Genomic DNA, 17,507 nt, shown 5'->3' with positions numbered 1-17,507 from the left:
CTTACTCCAAATCGGGCAAACCATGTGATATGGTGCTTCGACCAGCAAAGGAGTTTTTGCCATGAAACATGTCCTAGACAAGTCATCAACAACCTCCAGCGACACCGCAAAGCGGCAGGCTTTTGCGTTTGAGATCAAGAGCATGCCCAGTTCCGCGACCCTCGCGCTGCAACGCCGCAAAAAGGCCGCACCGAAAGATTCGGGACGGCCTCAGCAGTATTCCAGAATTGAGCGTGGTATTCAGGCCTAGGCCCGCACCAGTTTCTCGTAGCTTTCTGCGATGTCGCGGGTGATCGCGCCCACTTCGAAATTGTAGTCGCCGATGGACCCCACGGGCGTCACCTCGGCGGCCGTGCCTGTCAGCCAGCACTGCTCGAAACTTTCCAACTCCTCCGGCATGATGTGACGCTCATGCACGGTGATCTGGCGGTCTTTCAACATGCCCACGACCGTCTGGCGCGTAATGCCGTTCAGGAAGCAGTCGGGTTTCGGCGTATGCACCTCGCCGTCCTTCACGAAGAACATGTTGGCACCCGTCGCCTCTGCCACGTAGCCGCGGTAGTCGAACATCATCGCGTCGGAGCAGCCCTTGGCCTCCGCCGCGTGCTTGGACATGGTGCAGATCATGTAAAGGCCTGATGCCTTGGCGAAGCAGGGGATCGTTTCGGGCGACGGGCGCTTCCACTTGGAAATGTCCAGCTTCGCGCCTTTCATCTTGGCGTCGCCGTAATAGGCACCCCATTCCCAAGCGGCGACGGCCATGCGGACAGGGTTTCTGGCGGATGCTACGCCCATATCCTCACCCGCGCCGCGCCAGCAGACCACGCGCACATAGGCGTCGGTCAGGTTGTTGGCTTTCAGCACCGCGTATTTTGCGGCTTCGATCTCGTCCACCGTGTAGGGGATCGGCATGTCCAGTTGGTCGCCGGAATAGCGCAGCCGTTCGGAGTGCTTGCGGCTCTCGAAGATTTTGCCATTGTAGCAACGCTCGCCCTCGAACACCGCAGAGGCGTAGTGCAGCCCGTGGGTCAGGATGTGGACGTTGGCCGAACGCCAGTCCACCAGCTTGCCATCCATCCAGATGACGCCGTCACGATCATCATATCCACCAGCCATTACCCTCATCCTTTTCCGTTTGTTGCGCGTGAAAGGCCCGTTTCGGACATTTTATTTCACTAAACTGGAGATTCGCTATCATTCGATACTTGGAAAGTCAACAAGGCTGACATAAAGTGACCCGAACGGAAGAAACCAAGGGAGCTTCCCCATGTCAGACAGAGGAACGGGTCAGACACCGGTTAGCGGCGAAACCCTGTTGTTTTTGACCGACGACCAGTTGCGGCGCGGGATCGAGGCGATGTTCTTCGCCTATCGCGGCTTCACCGCCGACCCGGATCGCATCTTGCAGGAATATTCCTATGGTCGCGCCCACCACCGTGCGGTGCACTTCATCAAACGCAGCCCCGGCACGACGGTCAACAACCTGCTGAATATTCTGGGCGTCACCAAGCAGTCTCTCAACCGCGTGCTGCGTGCGTTGATCGAGGACGGTCTGGTCGAAAGCCGCGTTGGCAAGCAAGACCGCCGCGAGCGGCATTTGTATCTGACCGAGGCGGGGCAGGAGCTTGAGAAAGAGCTGTCGGAGGCACAGCGCGGCCGGATGCGCGCCGCCTACCGCGATGCGGGGCCGGAAGCCGTGGCGGGCTTTCGTCAGGTGTTGGAGCAGATCATGGACCCCGAAATGCGCAGGCATTTTCAGACCTTCAAGGAGGGCTCGTAAGTGTCGCAATCCCAAAATGACGCCCACCTGCTGATTGTCGATGATGACGAACGCATCCGCAAACTGATCCAGCAATTCCTTAGCCGGAACGGATTTTTCACCACCTCCGCCCGCGACGCCGACCACGCAAGGCGCTTGCTGGAAGGTTTGGACTTCGACCTGATCGTGCTGGACGTCATGATGCCGGGCGACGACGGCATCACCTTCACCAAGGAACTGCGCCAGACCCGCGACACGCCGATCCTGCTGCTGACCGCCAAGGGCGAAAGCAGCGACCGGATTTCGGGTCTGGAGGCGGGGGCGGACGATTACCTGCCCAAACCGTTTGAGCCGAAGGAATTGCTCCTTCGCATCAATGCCATCCTGCGCCGCGTGCCCCACACCGAGGACGTGGTGGAGGCCCCGAAATCCCTGTCGCTGGGCGACATCCGCTACGACCTTGACCGCGGCGAGATGTGGCGCGGGGAAGACCTGATCCGCCTGACCGCCACAGAAGTACAGTTGATGAAGATATTTTCGACCCGACCGGGGGAGCCGGTTTCCCGCGCCAAACTGGTGGAGGATCTCGGCCGCGACCGTGGGCAGGCGCAGGAGCGTGCGGTGGATGTCCAGATCACCCGCCTGCGCCGCAAGATCGAAGCCGACCCGAAACAGCCCCGCTATTTGCAGACCGTGCGCGGTTCCGGCTACATGCTCGCGCCAGACTAAGGAAACGCGATGACCACTGCCCTGCTGACCCACCCCGACTGCCTCAAACATATCACGCCGCATGGCCACCCCGAACGGGTGGATCGCCTGATGGCGATCTATGCCGCGATTGACGGCATGGACCAAACCGGCCTGACCCGTGTGCAGGCGCCGCTTGGAGATGACGCGGCTATCCTGCGGTGTCATCCACAGTCCCATATCGACGCGATCAAGGCCGCTGCGCCGGCCGATGGCTCGATCGCGCTGGACGCTGATACGCACATGTCCGCAGGGTCGCTGACCGCCGCTTATCGTGGTGTCGGGGCGATGACCACGGCGGTCGACATGGTGCTGGGTGGCGAGGCCCAAAACGCCTTCGCCGCGATGCGCCCGCCCGGCCACCACGCCGAAAAGCAAACGCCGATGGGGTTCTGTCTCTTCGGCAATATCGCCATCGCCGCCAAACACGCGCTCGACGTCCACGGGCTGGACCGCGTGGCGATCGTCGATTTCGACGTCCACCACGGCAACGGCACGCAAGACCTGCTGTGGGACGAGCCTCGCACGCTGTTTGTGTCCAGCCACCAGATGCCTCTTTATCCCGGCTCTGGTGCCGCAGACGAAACTGGCGCGCATAACAATATCCTCAACGTCCCGCTTGCACCCGAAACTGGCGGGGCGCAGTTGCGCAAGGTCTACGAGGCGACGATCCTGCCCGCCCTCAACGATTTCAAACCGCAGCTTGTCCTGATCTCGGCAGGCTTCGACGCCCACCGCAATGACCCGCTCGCCAATCTCAACTGGGACACGGAGGATTTCGCCTGGGCGACCGAGCAGCTTTGCGACGTGGCCGACACCCATTGCGAGGGCCGCATCGTCTCGACTCTGGAGGGCGGATATGATCTTGATGCCCTCGCCGCGTCCACCCGCGCGCATCTGGAAGTTTTGATCAAGCGAGGCACCCATGGCTGACACAAAAGTAGACGAAATGAGCTTCGAGCAGGCCATGGCCGAATTGGAGCAGGTCGTGGGCCAACTGGAGCGCGGCGACGTGCCGTTGGACGACAGCATCAAGCTCTATGAGCGCGGCGCAGAGTTGAAAAAGCGCTGCGAGACCAAGCTGAAAGAGGCCGAGGAGAAGGTCGCGCAGATTACCCTAGGCAGCGACGGCCAAGCCACAGGAACCACGCCTGTCGAAGGCCTGTAACCACGTGTTCCAGGACGCCCTGACCGACGCGCAAACGCGCGTGCAAACGGCGCTCGACGCCGCGATGGAGCCGCTGGACGGCATAATCGCGGACGCCATGCGCTACACCTGCTCGGGCGGCAAGCGGCTGCGGGCATTTCTGGTGATGGAGGGCGCGCGGCTGCATGATGTGGCCCCCGACGTGGCCGACCAGACGGCGGCGGCAATCGAAATGATCCACGCCTACAGCCTTGTGCACGACGACCTACCCTGCATGGACAATGACGACCTGCGCCGTGGCGTGCCCACGGTGCATATCCAGTGGGACGAGGCCACCGCCGTCCTGACAGGCGACGCGCTGCAAACATTGGCGTTCGAGGTGCTGTCCAATCTCGACGCCTATGCGGAGGTTCGGCTGGCGCTGATCTCGTCGATGGCGAAGGCTGCGGGGGCGCAGGGAATGGTGCTTGGGCAGGCGCTCGACATCGCCGCCGAAACTGCCGAGACTCCCTTGACTCTCAAGCAAATCACCCGCCTGCAAGCGGGTAAAACCGGCGCGCTGATCGAGTGGTCGGGTCAGGCGGGCGCAATTCTCGCCGAGGCCGATCCAGCTCCGCTGCGCCAATATGCCCAAGCCCTTGGACTTGCCTTCCAGATCGCGGACGACATCCTTGATATCGAAGGCGACGCGGAAAAAGCGGGAAAACGCCTGCAGAAAGATACCGAAGCCGGGAAGGCGACATTCGTGTCGCTGCTTGGTATGGAAGGCGCGAAAGCCCGCGCAGACGAGTTGATCGTGCAGGCTTGCGACGCGCTTTCCCCTTACGGTGACGCGGCGGGGAACCTAAAAGCAGCGGCGCGGTTCGTTATTGACCGGGATACCTGAAGGACGAAGTAGATGAGTGATAAACCGCAGACACCCCTTCTGGACCGGGTCAAAACTCCCGCCGACATGAAGGGCATGTCCGACGCCGAGCTGACCCAGCTGGCGCACGAACTGCGTCTGGAAACCGTCTACGCCGTCTCGGAAACCGGCGGCCATCTAGGTGCGGGGCTTGGCGTGGTCGAGCTGACCGTCGCCATCCATGCCGTGTTCGCGGCCCCGAAGGATCGCCTGATCTGGGACGTCTCGCACCAATGCTACCCGCACAAAATCATCACCGGACGCCGCGACCAGATGCGCACGATCCGCCAGAAGGACGGGCTGTCCGGCTTCACCAAACGGTCCGAGTCGCCCTACGATCCGTTCGGCGCGGCGCATTCGTCCACCTCCATTTCCGCCGCGCTTGGCATGGCCGTCGCCCGCGATCTTGGCGGCGCACCGGAGCATGGCATCGGCGACTGCATCGCGGTGATCGGTGACGGCTCGATCTCTGCGGGCATGGCCTACGAGGCGATGAACAACGCGGGCCACCTCGGCAAGCGGATGATCGTCATCCTTAACGACAACGAAATGTCCATCGCGCCGCCCACCGGTGCCATGTCATCCTACCTGTCGCGTCTCTATGCAGGCGCACCGTTTCAGGAGTTCAAGGCCGCCGCCAAAGGCGCGGTCTCCCTGCTGCCACCGCCCTTCCAGGAAGGTGCCCGCCGCGCCAAGGAGCTGCTGAAAGCCGCGACCGTCGGCGGCACGTTGTTCGAGGAACTTGGGTTTTCCTATGTCGGCCCCATTGACGGCCACGATATGGAGCAACTGCTCGCCGTTCTACGCACCGTCAAATCCCGCGCTGACGGTCCGGTGCTGATCCACGCGATCACCAAGAAAGGCAAAGGCTACGCCCCCGCCGAAAACGCGGCCGATGGCGGTCACGCCACCGCGAAATTCGACTTCGTGACCGGCAAACAAAAGAAATCCCCCTCCAACGCGCCCAGCTACACCTCGGTGTTCGGCAAGGCGCTGGTGGATCACGCGGCCGAGGACAGCAAGATCGTCGCCGTCACCGCCGCCATGCCGGATGGCACTGGCCTGAAATTGATGGCGGAACGCTACCCCTCCCGCACCTTCGACGTGGGCATTGCAGAACAACATGCCGTCACCTTTGCGGCAGGCCTTGCGGCGGGTGGCATGAAGCCGTTTTGCGCGATCTATTCGACCTTCCTGCAACGCGGCTACGACCAAGTCGTCCACGATGTCGCCTTGCAGCGCTTGCCCGTCCGCTTCCCCATCGACCGCGCCGGTCTGGTCGGGGCTGATGGCGCGACCCACGCGGGCAGCTTCGATATCGCCTTCATGGCGAACCTCCCCGGCATGGTCGTGATGGCCGCCGCCGACGAGGCGGAGCTGGTCCACATGACCGCCACCGCCGTCGCCCACGATGACGGCCCCATCGCCTTCCGGTATCCCCGTGGCGAGGGCGTCGGCGTCGAGATGCCGGAAAAGGGCCAAATCCTTGAAATCGGCAAATCCCGCCTGATCCAGAACGGCAACCGCGTCGCCCTCCTGTCCTTCGGCACCCGCCTGTCAGAGGTGATGAAAGCCGCCGAAAACCTCGCCGCCAAGGGGATCACCCCCACCGTGGTCGACGCCCGTTTCGCCAAGCCGCTGGACGAGGACGCAATCCTGAACCTCGCCCGCAACCATGAGGCGCTGATCACCATCGAGGAAGGCGCCATTGGCGGCTTCGGCTCTCACGTTGCGCAGCTGCTGGCAGAGAACGGCGTGTTCGACAAAGGCCTGAAATACCGCTCCATGGTGCTGCCCGATATCTTCATCGACCAAGCCAGCCCGTCCGACATGTACGCCGCTGCCGCCATGAACGCGCCGCAGATCGAAACCAAGGTTCTGGAAACCTTGGGCATCGCGGATATCGCCACCCGCCGCGCTTAGTTGCGGGCTTTGATCAGCCGTTCGATTTCGTTCAACCGCGCCATGACATCGTCGCGATAGCTGTCTGTCGCGGCGTGCTCTTCCTCCGAATGGGCGTTCTGCATCGAGTTCACGATCAGGCCCACCAGCAGGTTCACCACGGCAAATGTCGTCACCAGAATGAACGGCAGGAAGAACAGCCACGCGTAGGGGTAGACCTCCATCACCGGGCGCACGATGCCCATGGACCAGCTCTCCAGTGTCATGATCTGGAACAGGGTGTAGCCCGACAGGCCAAGCGAGCCGAACCAGTCGGGGAAGGCCGCGCCGAACAGTTTGGTCGAGACCACCGCGCCGATATAGAACAGCAGCGCCATCAGCAAAAATACCGACGCCATGCCGGGCAGGGCGGTGACCAACCCCTCCACCACGCGGCGCATGGAGGGCGCGACCGACAGCACCCGCAACAGCCGCAACACGCGCAAGGCCCGCAGGACCGAGAACGCACCCGAACCGGGAACCAGCGCGATCCCGACGATCACGAAGTCGAACAGGTTCCAGCCTTTGCGGAAGAATTGCCCCCTTTGTGCGAACAGCTTGGCGGCAATCTCCACCACGAAAATCGCAAGGCAAAGCGTGTCCAATGCAAAGATCAGGGGGCCTGCGACGGCCATCACAGGCTCCACCGTTTCCAGCCCCAGAATGATTGCGTTGAACAGGATGACCGCCAGAATGAAGTTGCGGGTCAATGGACGGTCAAGGATGGCTTGCGTGCGGGCGCGCAGGGACATGAAAGCTCCGGTTTAGGGTTTCAGCCCATATGGGGTTTGGTGAACTGCGCCGCAAGTTCCACATGCGAGGACCAGCGGAATTGGTCCACCGGCTGCACCCAATCAAGGCGGTATCCCCCCGCGATCAGGATTTCCGCGTCCCGCGCGAAGCTGATCGGGTTGCACGACACCGCCGCGATCCGCTTCACGCCGCTCTGCGCCAACTCGACCGATTGCGCCTCCGCCCCCGCGCGCGGCGGGTCGATGATAACCGCGTCCGTCTTGCGCAATTCCTGCGGCAACAACGGGCGGCGGAACAGGTCGCGCACCTCGGCCTTGACCTTCTTCAGCCCCACAGCTTTCCGCCAACCGGTGTCTAACGCATCAATCAACGCGGCCTCGCCCTCCAGCGCCCACACTTCCGCCTTCTCGGCGGCGGGCAGGCTAAACGTGCCGCAGCCCGCGAACAGGTCCACGACCTGTTTGGCATCCCCCAAGGCATCCTGAACGCAGGCCAGCAACGCCGCTTGCCCATGCGCGGTCGCTTGCAAAAACGCACCGGGCGGCGGGGCAACCCTGGCCTTGCCAAAGCTTTGAACCGGCGGTTCGCGGGTCGCCACGGCCTCCCCGTCCCAGCTTAGCCTTGCCAGCTTGTGTCTCTCGGCCAACGCCGCCATTTCAAGAATGCCCTGTGGTTCCAGCGGCTTGGCGTCACGAATGTCGATATCAAGACCGGCCTCCGACAAGGTCACGACAAGCCCGACAGTGCTTTTCCGCGAAGCCGCAGCAACGGTCAGTTCCTCCAACACCGGAAAAGCCGCAATCAGCGCAGGGTGCAGCAGTTTGCAATCCGGCACGTCGATCAGCGCGTCAGAGCCGCGCCCGAAAAATCCGACCATCGCGCCCTTTTTGGTCCGCCGCCCGTGCAGGGTCGCACGGCGACGCGATTGCGCGGGCGAGGTCAGAATGGGCCGTATCTCGGTCTCGACCCCCCGCGCGGACAGGCCCAGCCGGATCACATCCGTCTTCCACGCGGCCACGAAATCGTCGCTGGCATGCTGCATCGCGCAGCCGCCGCAGCTTTTATAATGCCGACAAGGGGCCGCCACCCGCGCGACCGAGGGCGTCACGATGCGCCCGTCTTCAACCACCTCGTCCGGCAGGACGCGCGGGATCGGCGCACCTGTCTCCGGCACGCCCTCGCCCTTGTGGTTCAGTCGTAAAATGGTCTGTGTCATGGGGGCTTACTCGGCTGCTTCTGCAATGCCTATAAACCCGCCGGACTGCCGCCGCCAGTAGCCCGCGTAACGCCCGTCCTGTGCCAGCAGTTCCGCATGGGTGCCATCCTCGACGATGCGGCCTTCTTCCAGCACCACGATCCGGTCCATCCGCGCAATCGTGCTCAGGCGGTGGGCGATGGCGATCACAGTCTTGCCTTCCATCGCGCGTTCCAGCGCATGCTGGATGGAGGCTTCCACCTCGCTGTCCAGCGCGCTCGTCGCCTCGTCCAGCACCAGAACCGGCGCGTTTTTCAGCAACGCCCGCGCCAGCGCGATCCGTTGCCGTTGTCCGCCAGACAGTTTCACACCCCGCTCGCCCAGATGGGCCTCGTAGCCTTTGCGCCCCTTGTGGTCCTCAAGCTCCAGAATGAAGTCGTGCGCTTCGGCCCGCTTGGCGGCGGCGATCATCTGCTCCTCGGTCGCGTCGGGGCGGCCATACATCAGGTTGTCGCGGGCGGACCGGTTGAACATTGCCGTTTCCTGCGTGACCATCCCGATGCTCTGGCGCAGGCTTTCCTGCGTCACCTCGGATACGTTCTGCCCGTCGATCCGCACGGCACCGGTTTCGGTGTCATAGAGCCTGAGCAGCAGGCTCACCAAGGTCGATTTGCCCGCGCCGGATGCGCCCACCAGCCCCAGTTTCTGCCCGGACGGGATCAGCAAGGACACGTTGTCGATCCCCCCCGCCTCGCGGCCATAGCGGAAGGTGACGTGGTCGAATTCAACCTCCGCCGATGACACCTGCAACGGGGTCGCCCCCGCTGCGTCCAGCAAGGCGTGCGGCGGGGTCAACGTGCGCATCCCGTCCTCGACCTCGCCGACATTGGCATACATCGCCATCAGCGAGAAGCTGACCCAGCCGGTCATTTGCGCGATGCGGATGGAGATCGCCCCAGCCGCCGCGATGTCGCCTGGCGTGGCAATCCCCGACTGCCACAACATCACCGTGCCGCCGATCAGCAGCACAGGCAAAACCCCCGCCGCCGCCATCAGCGCAAAGCGGAAACCTGTGGACAGGCGGCCGAATTCCAACGCGCGGTCGCGCAGCACGGACATGGCATCCAGGGCCGATTGGTCCTCGAATTCCGAATGGCCGAACAGCTTCACCGTCTTGATGTTGGTGATCGTGTCCACGACCTGCCCCGTCACCATCGTCCGCGCCCCCGCCCGCGCGGCGGAACGTTTGCGGATGCGTGGCATGAACCAGCGGATCATCAGGATGTAGCCCGCCAGCCAGACCGCCAGCGCCAGTGCGACCCAACCGCTGATCGTGCCCAGCAGCAGGACGGAGCCCATGATCGACGCCAGCGCGAACGCCACCACGTTGATCGCCTCCGCCGTCACTTCCGTCAGCGCGCGGGCCGTCTGCATCTGCTTTTGCGCGATGCGTCCCGCGAAATCGTTGTCGAAATAGTCAACCGAATGGCCCAGCGTCCAGCGGTGCAGGCGGCTTTGGATCAGCGGGTAGACATTCGGTGGCACCACGATGCCGTTGAACGCCGCACTTACCCCGAAAGACAGCGGGCGTAGGATCAGAAAGAAGCCCACGAACAATGCGATCAGCGACCAGTTTTGCGCAAAGAAGCCCTCCGGCCCCGTGACAGAGACCGCGTCGATGACCCAGCCCAGCAACATGGCCGTGACCGCCTCCATCGTGCCGGCCAGCGCCGAGAACAGCGAGGCCAGCACCAACACCGGCCACGACCCCGCAAGGCACCATTTGCAAAACGCCCAAAGCGTGCGGGGCGGTGCCGACTCGGCCTCGCGGAACGGGTCGATGCTGTCGCCCAAACGGGTCAACACCGGCTCCAACATTTTGTCCATAAGTCCCGTCATTCCGCCGCATCCGTGTTCAGGAACCCGCCCGATTGACGCGCCCAGAACCCTGCATATAGCCCGCCCTTCGCCAAAAGCGCGGCGTGGGTGCCTTCCTCGGCAATCTTGCCGCCGTCCAGAACTACGATGCGATCCATATGCGCAATTGTGCTGAGGCGGTGGGCGATGGCAATGACGGTTTTCCCTTCCATGACCCCGTAAAGCGTGTCCTGAATAGCCGCCTCCACTTCACTGTCCAAAGCGCTCGTCGCTTCGTCCAGCACCAGTATCGGCGCGTCCTTCAGGATCACCCGCGCCAGCCCGATCCGTTGCCGCTGCCCGCCCGATAGCTTCACGCCCCGCTCGCCCACATGGGCGTCATAGCCTTTGCGCCCTTCAGGGTCGCTCAGGTCCAGAATGAACTCGTGCGCCTCGGCACGCTTCGCGGCCTCGATCATCTCGGCCTCCGATGCATCGGGGCGACCGTACAGGATGTTGTCGCGGACCGAGCGGTGCAGCAGAGAGCTGTCCTGACTGACCATCCCCGTCACATGCCGCAGACTGTTTTGCGTCACTTGGGTGATGTCCTGCCCGTCAATCTCGATCCGACCGCCTTCGGGGTCATAGAACCGCAGCAGCAGTTTCACCAAGGTTGATTTCCCCGCACCGGACCGCCCGATCAGCCCGACTTTTTCCCCCGCACCTATTCGCAGGGACAGGCTTTCAAGCCCGCCCTTGTCGCGCCCGTAATGGTGCGTTAGCGCCTTGAATTCCACCACACCGTCGGTCAGTTCCAGCGGCTTGGCGTCGGCTGCGTCCACCAGCGTAATCGGCTGCGCAATCGTCTCCATCCCTTCCGCCACCACACCAAGCGAGCGGAAAAACGACGACAGCGCCCACATGATCCAGCCGGTCATTGCGTTCAGCCGCAAGGTCAGCGCCGTCGCCGCCGCAACCGCGCCCACCGACGCGCTGCCTTGCGACCACAGCCAGATCGCCCAGCCAACGACACCGACGATCAACAGCCCGTTCAGCGTCACCAGCATCACGTCCATGATCGTGAATATCCGCATCTCGCGGGCAAAGGTCTGGCGGGTTTTCTCGATGGCGTCCTTGGCGAATGCCACCTCGCCCTCGTGATGCGCGAACAGCTTGACCGAGTGGATGTTGCTATAGCTGTCCACCACCCGCCCCGTCGTCATCGACCGCGCGTCCGACGACGCCTTCGATGCAGGCCCGACCCGCTTCATCGTCCACGACACCAGCGCGGCGTAGAGCAATAGCCAGAACACCAGCGGGATTGCCAGTCTGGGGTCCGCTTCACTCAGCAAAATGAACGCGCCGATGATGTAGGCGACCGAGAATGTGATCGCGTCGAACACCTGGAAAATCGCCTCACCGGCGGCGGGAGGTGCCTGCATGATGCGGTTGGCGATGCGTCCGGCGAAGTCGTTTTCGAACCAGCCGACCGACTGCCGCAACACATGCTTGTGCGCGCGCCAGCGAAACAGGGTGCCATAGTTCGGCAGGATCGCGTTGTTCAGGATGCCCACATCCGCCGCCTGTATCAGAGGGCGGATCAGCAGGATGAACACGGCGGCAAGGATCAGCTCCAACCCGTATTGCTCCAACACCTGCGCCGGTTCGCCCGCCGACATCAGGTCCACGACGCGGCCCATGTAGTAGATCAGTCCGACCTCGACCACCGCCACCATAAGCGACAGAAGTGCGGCCCAGATGAACACCTTCTTGAACGGCTGAGAGTATGACTTCAGGAATGGCCACAGCTTGCGCGGCGGGGCGTCCACCTCGTCATAGGGCCCATAGGGGTCCACCAGATTTTCCAGAAATCGGAACATTCATACCTCTGCGTCAGCCCCTTTATATAGGCCGCGTGTCAGAGGAAAACCATGACAGCCGAGGCCGCCAATGCAAGCGCCATGACGCTCATGAACCCGCGCCACCACAGGGGCCGCGTCATCAGCACCGCCAGCAGCGACCCCGCAAAGGTCCAGAACAGGCACACGAACAGGTTGATGCCGGAAAACGCGGTGCCAAGCCGCAGCGCTTCCTGCGCGGGCGGCAACCCGATGGCGTAGCCCGATGATGCCGCCATCGCGATCGCCCAGATTTTCGGATTCACCCACTGGAATAAGACCGCCTCAACGAAGGTAAACGGCCTGTCCCGCCCTTGCGCCCGTGGCCCTCTGGTGGAGCGGAACAGCTTCCACGCCATCCACAAGATCCACGCCGCCGCGAGGCATTTCAACGTGAAGGTCAGCGCCGGTTGCGCCAGCAACAGCGCGCCGATCCCGTAGCCCGTCAGAGCCGAGGTGATGCCCACCCCGAACGCCACGCCCAGCACATGAGGTAAGGTGCGCCGGAACCCGAACCGCGCGCCGGATGTGGTCAGCAAAATGACATTCGGGCCGGGTGAGAACAGCCCTGCAATGACGAAGGCATAGAGCGGGTCGAAGCTCACCCAAGCAGCTCCGCCCTGGTCAGCGCAAACCCCGAGGCGATCCAGCGCGTCTCCAGCTCTTGCAGCTTCGCCCCAAGGGCAGGGCCGGAAAACTCCGGCATCAGGTCGGCGGCTTTCACAGGAAAGACGGCCCCTGCTCCCGTCGCAACTTCGTCCTGCATCCCGTCCGGCAAGGGCTGTTCAAACAGCGCAGCACGTAGCAGAGCCACGTCCCGCGCGGCGTCGGCACCGTGTCGGTAAGCAATTTCCGCCAGTCCCGTATCCGCCCCGATCAAGTCCCGCAGCAAGGCAATCTCCGCCGCCTCCGCCTTCGACAATCGCCAGCGGTCTTTCAGGTCCTCGCCGCCCAGACAGGCCACGCGCCGCGTAAATCCGGCGCCGTCTTCCAGATGCACCAGAACCGGCAGCGCCTTGGTATCCGCCCCCGGCATCACCCGCGCCAATATCCCCGCCTGCGCCATCGCGGCGACAGCGGGCGCAGGGTCGGGTGCGCTTAACAGTTTCTTCATCTCCGCGCCGACCCGCTCCGCCGACAATTGCGCCAACCCGTCCGCGCCAGCAGCACAGGCTGCCAGGCCGTCCGCGTCCAGCCCTCCGGCAGGGTCGCCATACCACGCATGAAACCGGAAGAACCTCAGGATACGCAGGTAGTCCTCCGCGATCCGCGCATCCGCGTCCCCGATGAACCGCACCCGCCGCGCGTTGAGGTCAGGCAAGCCGCCCACAGGGTCGGTCACCGCACCGCGCCGGTCCGCATAGAGCGCGTTCATGGTGAAGTCCCGCCGCGCCGCGTCTTCAGCCATCGACGCCGAAAACGCGACTTGAGCACGTCGCCCGTCGGTTTCCATATCGCGCCGGAATGTGGTCACTTCATGCGGTATCCCGCCCGACACCACTGTCACGGTCCCATGGTCGATGCCTGTCGGCACCACCTTCAAGCCCACCGCCTCCGCCGCTGTGCTCACCTGACCCGGTGTTGCGCTTGTGGTCATGTCGATATCCGCGACCGGCGCCCCCAACAGCGCGTTGCGCACGCATCCGCCGACAAAGAACCCGTCGATGCCCGCCGCTACCAGCGCGTCGAACACCGCTTGGGTTGCGGGATTGGTCAGCCAGTCGCCCGTTACGACAGTCACGGGCGCACCTGATCGGCCAGAGACCGCAACATCCGTGCCGTGGCGCCCCAGATGTAATACGGCCCATACGGCACCACGAAATATTGCCGCCACTGTCCGCGCCAGCGCCGCCGCTCGATCACGTAGTTGTCGAGGTCCAGTACATGATGCAGCGGCACCGAGAATATTTCCGCCACCTCGCCTAGCTCTGCCACAGGATTAAACGGACCTTCGATCACGCCCACATGCGGGGTCACCTGAAAGCTGGTCACGGTCTCATGCGGCGGCAGCGTCCCGATCAGGCGCACCTGTCTGCGGTCCAGTGCGATCTCTTCCTCCGCCTCCCGCAGCGCGGTCGTGGGCAGGGTCTCGTCCCCCTCGCGTTTGCCGCCGGGAAAGGAAATCTGGCCAGGGTGGTGTTTCAGTGCCGACGAGCGTTTGGTCAGCACAACCCGCGCCCCATCGGGTGAGGGCATCAGCGCCACCAGCACCGCCGCGTCGCGCAAAACGCGCCCCTCGGGCAGCACCACATCGGGGTTCAGGTCATAGTCGGACGTGGCCGCGCCGGGGCGTCCCAGCGCGGCCTCTACAGTTTCGATCAGGTCATTGCCCGTCATCGGGGGTCTCGGCCTCGAAGCCCAGCGTCGTCGGGTCCATCACATAATGGGCACCGCAGAACTGGCAATCCGCCGTGAGGGTACCGTCGTCCTTGGTCATGTGCCCAAGGTCGCGGGCCGAATAAATCGACAGGCTTTGACGCACCTTTTCCTCGGAGCATGTGCAGCCGAACTTGACCGGTTGAGCGCCGTAGACAACCGGCCCTTCCTCGTGGAACAGGCGGTAAAGCAAATCAGTCGGCGCGATGCTCGGCCCGATCAATTCCAGCTCGTCCACCGTATCCAACAGGATGCTCGCGCGGTTCCAGTTTTCCTGCTCGTCGCCGTCCAGAATATCCTGCGCGGCCAGCAAGCCCTCCTCGCCGGTCGCATCGTCCTGCGCCATCAGCGGCGAGGCTTTTGGCATATGCTGCAACATCACCCCGCCCGCACGCCAGCTTTCGGCCTCGCCCCGTTCGGTCGAGCGGCCATAGGTCAGCGCAAATTTCGTCGGCAGCTGTTCGGACTGCGCGAAATAGGTCTCGGCGCAGGCCGCCAGGCTGCCGCCAGACAATGGCGTGATGCCCTGATAGGGTTTCATGTCGTTGCCTTGGTCGATCAGGATCGCAAAGAACCCTTTGCCGATCTGGCTGAACGGGTTGGCATCAAGGTCGATCGTTTCCGCGTCATAGCTCGCATAGGCACGAATCCGGGCGGGCTCCCCGTCCTCGCTCGGCCCGTAGTAATCCGTTGCAATCAGCCGCAACGGTCCGTCGCCGCGAATTTGCAGCGACAGCTTCCAGCGCAGCTTGATCGTCTGGCCGATCAATGCGGTCAGTAGGGCAGCTTCCGCCACCATCGCCTCGACCAGAGGCGGGTAGTCATGTTGTTCCAGCACTTGATCCAACACGCCATCCAGCCGCGCCACGCGGCCACGGATGTCGATTTTGTCCAACTGGAAGGGCAGGACGGTGTCGTCCCACGCAATTTTTTGTCCAAGGGTCATGGGGTTTCCTTACGCCTGAGGGCTTGGCATACCGTGTCTAGATAGGCGCGACAATCCATTCCCCAAGGGGCAGGCGCCACACGCAGGGCAGAGTTGCACCATGATCAGACGCTTTGGCGAGACCTTTCAAGCCGGAAAACCCTATCGCCGCAGGCCGGGGGCCTACGCGATTCTGTGGAATGGCGAGGACCTGTTGACTACGATTCAAGACGGCCCGCGCCCCGAGGTCCAGCTGCCCGGCGGCGGTGTCGATCCGGGTGAACACCCGATCCCGGCGCTGCACCGCGAGGTGCTGGAGGAAACCGGCTGGACCATGGCCGCCCCGCGCAAGCTGGGTGCGTTCCGCCGTTTCGTCTATATGCCCGACTATGGTTACTGGGCGGAAAAACTGTGTAGCGTCTACATCGCCCGCCCCGTATTGCAGCGCGGCCCGCCGACCGAGCAGGGCCACACCGCCCTGTGGATGTCACCGGCGGACGCTGCGCGGATGTTGGGCAATGACGGCGACCGCCATTTTGTGCGAAAGGTGTTCGGGCTCTAGGCGTCATGGTGGCCCGGTATAGTCGAAAACCAACGCAGACACGTCGTCGTCGAACTCGGTCGATCCGGTATAGGCACTTAGCGCCGTCAGCAGGTGGTCCAGGGCGTCCGGTCCATCCTTGTCTCGGGCGCCATCAAGAATGATGTTCAGGCCGTCTTCCTCCAGCATTTGTCCGTCCGCCGCTTCTGCCTCCGTGATGCCATCGGAGTAGAGGACCAGCCGGTCGCCGGGTCTCAGCTGTGTTTCATACGACTCGTAGGGCGCGTTGGAAATCAGTCCGACGGGCATGCCCCCGTCACCCAGAAGTACCGGAGGATACCCGCGCCGTTGCAAGACAGCATGCGGATGGCCCGCCTGCACGCTGCGCATGCGGCCGGTCGTCAGGTCGACGATGCTCAGCGCAATGGTGAAGTAATGCTCCGTCTCCAGCTCCCGCAGCAGCAGGTCGTTCAGGTCGCTGACAGTTTGGGCGGGATCGCGGGCCTTGAAGCTTCCGTCGTCCATACGGTCCAGCGCCATATTCTGGTTCGGTGTCAACCCGCTCAGATACCCTGCCAGCCGCGCGGTCATCAGCGCCGAGGTGACGCCATGCCCCGACACATCCAGCGAGAACAGCCCGATCTGGTGGTCGTTGATCCGAAACTGCCCCACAAGGTCGCCGCCCACATGCCCGCTGGGGGTCAGGTTCAGAGCGATGCGGCCTTCGGCAAATTCAATATCCGTCTCGCGCACCAGCGATTGCTGAAGGTGTCGCGCCTCCGACAGGTCGTGGTTGAGGGCGTCATACAGCGTTTCGATCCTGCTTAGCGCGGCGTTGACGATATGGTTTTTGTCCACCAGCGCGGCCTGCATCTGCAACACCCGCTCGCCCGCGCGCAGCCGTGCGCGCAACTCGCCGGAATTGACCGGCTTGGTCAAAAAATCATCTGCGCCGGAGTTCAGGCCTTCGGCGATCTCGTCGCTGCTGCCCTTGCTGGTCAGCAGGATGAAATAGCCATAATCGTCGCGTCCCATACTACGGTAGGCCCGACAGAATTCCGGCCCCGACATGCCCGGCATCACCCAATCGCTGAGCACCAGCGAGATGTCATGCTCCTTGCACAAGGCCAACCCGTCCGCCCCCGACGCGGCCTCCAGCACATCATAGCCCCATTTGCGCAGGCTGGACGATAGCAACCGTCGCTGCATCCGGCTGTCATCGACCACCAACACCCGTTGCGGCAGCGACGGGTCGGTGTCGCTGGTGTCTTCCCAATCAAGGGCTTCGAACTGATGTGTTTGGGCGACCGCGCGGGCCGCTGAATTCGGGCGTATCATGCCTGCACATGACCGCTCGGGACTTAAGAGATGGTGAATGGTCAAATTGGATTGAATACAATTTGAACAGTTACGGCTCGTTAAGATTTGGGGCGCAGCGTGTCATCGTGAAGAGTCGTATTGGGA

18 protein-coding genes are annotated in these 17,507 nt (G+C 63.1%); 8 read left to right on the top strand and 10 right to left on the bottom strand.

The annotated features are described in order from the left end of the window. Positions 1–61 precede the first annotated feature (61 nt). Entirely contained in the window at positions 62–250 is a 189-nt protein-coding gene (locus THALAR_RS15575) for a hypothetical protein (protein WP_021102555.1), read from the top strand. Here THALAR_RS15575 and THALAR_RS15570 read toward each other — a convergent pair. Then, complete coding sequence (locus THALAR_RS15570; RefSeq protein ID WP_021102554.1) at positions 247–1,116, bottom strand: branched-chain amino acid aminotransferase; 870 nt, start codon at positions 1,114–1,116, stop codon at positions 247–249. The two genes, THALAR_RS15575 and THALAR_RS15570, sit on opposite strands and share 4 nt — an antisense overlap. A 151-nt stretch (positions 1,117–1,267) precedes the next feature. On the opposite strand from THALAR_RS15570, the gene THALAR_RS15565 reads away from it, so the two are divergent. The 6 genes from THALAR_RS15565 to dxs are packed head-to-tail and all read left to right on the top strand — an operon-like array spanning position 1,268 to position 6,480. Continuing rightward, positions 1,268–1,780 carry a MarR family winged helix-turn-helix transcriptional regulator gene (locus tag THALAR_RS15565; protein ID WP_021102553.1) on the top strand — a complete coding sequence of 171 codons (513 nt, stop codon included), beginning with the start codon at positions 1,268–1,270 and terminating at the stop codon, positions 1,778–1,780. Then, positions 1,781–2,488: a response regulator gene (locus tag THALAR_RS15560; protein ID WP_021102552.1), complete on the top strand. Its 708-nt coding sequence runs from the start codon at positions 1,781–1,783 to the stop codon at positions 2,486–2,488. Between the two features lie 9 nt (positions 2,489–2,497). Then, positions 2,498–3,439, top strand: coding sequence for a histone deacetylase family protein (locus THALAR_RS15555; RefSeq protein WP_021102551.1), 942 nt, complete (start codon positions 2,498–2,500; stop codon positions 3,437–3,439). Then, entirely contained in the window at positions 3,432–3,674 is a 243-nt protein-coding gene (locus THALAR_RS15550) for an exodeoxyribonuclease VII small subunit (RefSeq protein WP_021102550.1), read from the top strand. The genes THALAR_RS15555 and THALAR_RS15550 overlap by 8 nt, the downstream gene beginning before the upstream one ends. A 4-nt stretch (positions 3,675–3,678) precedes the next feature. Beyond that, positions 3,679–4,539, top strand: coding sequence for a polyprenyl synthetase family protein (locus THALAR_RS15545; protein ID WP_021102549.1), 861 nt, complete (start codon positions 3,679–3,681; stop codon positions 4,537–4,539). 12 nt (positions 4,540–4,551) lie between these two features. After that, positions 4,552–6,480 carry a 1-deoxy-D-xylulose-5-phosphate synthase gene (dxs, locus tag THALAR_RS15540; RefSeq protein ID WP_021102548.1) on the top strand — a complete coding sequence of 643 codons (1,929 nt, stop codon included), beginning with the start codon at positions 4,552–4,554 and terminating at the stop codon, positions 6,478–6,480. Here dxs and THALAR_RS15535 read toward each other — a convergent pair. Genes THALAR_RS15535 through hslO form a run of 8 tightly spaced genes read right to left on the bottom strand, consistent with a single transcriptional unit; the run spans position 6,477 to position 15,523 of the window. Continuing rightward, a complete protein-coding gene (locus THALAR_RS15535; RefSeq protein WP_021102547.1) occupies positions 6,477–7,250 on the bottom strand; it encodes an ion transporter in 774 nt (257 codons plus the stop codon). The two genes, dxs and THALAR_RS15535, sit on opposite strands and share 4 nt — an antisense overlap. Positions 7,251–7,270: 20 nt before the next feature. Continuing rightward, positions 7,271–8,467 (bottom strand): class I SAM-dependent RNA methyltransferase, encoded by a 1,197-nt coding sequence (locus THALAR_RS15530; protein ID WP_021102546.1) that lies wholly within the window; start codon positions 8,465–8,467, stop codon positions 7,271–7,273. Positions 8,468–8,473: 6 nt separating this feature from the next. Continuing rightward, complete coding sequence (locus tag THALAR_RS15525; RefSeq protein ID WP_245622450.1) at positions 8,474–10,345, bottom strand: ABC transporter ATP-binding protein; 1,872 nt, start codon at positions 10,343–10,345, stop codon at positions 8,474–8,476. Continuing rightward, positions 10,342–12,183 carry an ABC transporter ATP-binding protein gene (locus THALAR_RS15520; RefSeq protein ID WP_021102544.1) on the bottom strand — a complete coding sequence of 614 codons (1,842 nt, stop codon included), beginning with the start codon at positions 12,181–12,183 and terminating at the stop codon, positions 10,342–10,344. The genes THALAR_RS15525 and THALAR_RS15520 overlap by 4 nt, the downstream gene beginning before the upstream one ends. A 38-nt stretch (positions 12,184–12,221) precedes the next feature. Then, entirely contained in the window at positions 12,222–12,806 is a 585-nt protein-coding gene (locus THALAR_RS15515; RefSeq protein ID WP_021102543.1) for a LysE family translocator, read from the bottom strand. Beyond that, a complete protein-coding gene (locus THALAR_RS15510) occupies positions 12,803–13,942 on the bottom strand; it encodes a CCA tRNA nucleotidyltransferase (protein WP_021102542.1) in 1,140 nt (379 codons plus the stop codon). Before THALAR_RS15510 ends, THALAR_RS15515 begins: the two co-directional genes overlap by 4 nt. Next, the gene (locus tag THALAR_RS15505; protein ID WP_021102541.1) at positions 13,939–14,538 is read right to left on the bottom strand and encodes a CoA pyrophosphatase; all 600 of its coding nucleotides are present in this window, start codon (positions 14,536–14,538) and stop codon (positions 13,939–13,941) included. Before THALAR_RS15505 ends, THALAR_RS15510 begins: the two co-directional genes overlap by 4 nt. Further along, positions 14,525–15,523: an Hsp33 family molecular chaperone HslO gene (hslO, locus tag THALAR_RS15500; RefSeq protein ID WP_021102540.1), complete on the bottom strand. Its 999-nt coding sequence runs from the start codon at positions 15,521–15,523 to the stop codon at positions 14,525–14,527. The genes THALAR_RS15505 and hslO overlap by 14 nt, the downstream gene beginning before the upstream one ends. 100 nt (positions 15,524–15,623) lie before the next feature. Here hslO and THALAR_RS15495 point away from each other — a divergent pair, with 100 nt between their 5' ends. Further along, on the top strand, positions 15,624–16,064 hold the full coding sequence (locus THALAR_RS15495) for an NUDIX hydrolase (protein WP_021102539.1): 441 nt from the start codon (positions 15,624–15,626) through the stop codon (positions 16,062–16,064). A 3-nt stretch (positions 16,065–16,067) separates the two neighbouring features. On the opposite strand, the gene THALAR_RS15490 is transcribed toward THALAR_RS15495, so the two are convergent. Further along, complete coding sequence (locus THALAR_RS15490) at positions 16,068–17,381, bottom strand: PP2C family protein-serine/threonine phosphatase (protein WP_021102538.1); 1,314 nt, start codon at positions 17,379–17,381, stop codon at positions 16,068–16,070. Positions 17,382–17,507 lie beyond the last annotated feature (126 nt).

Origin of the sequence: Litoreibacter arenae DSM 19593, assembly GCF_000442275.2 — a bacterium.
Classification (GTDB): domain Bacteria; phylum Pseudomonadota; class Alphaproteobacteria; order Rhodobacterales; family Rhodobacteraceae; genus Litoreibacter; species Litoreibacter arenae.
The sequence above is the reverse complement of the archived record's forward strand: the minus strand, read 5'-3'. Positions and strand labels throughout refer to the sequence as shown.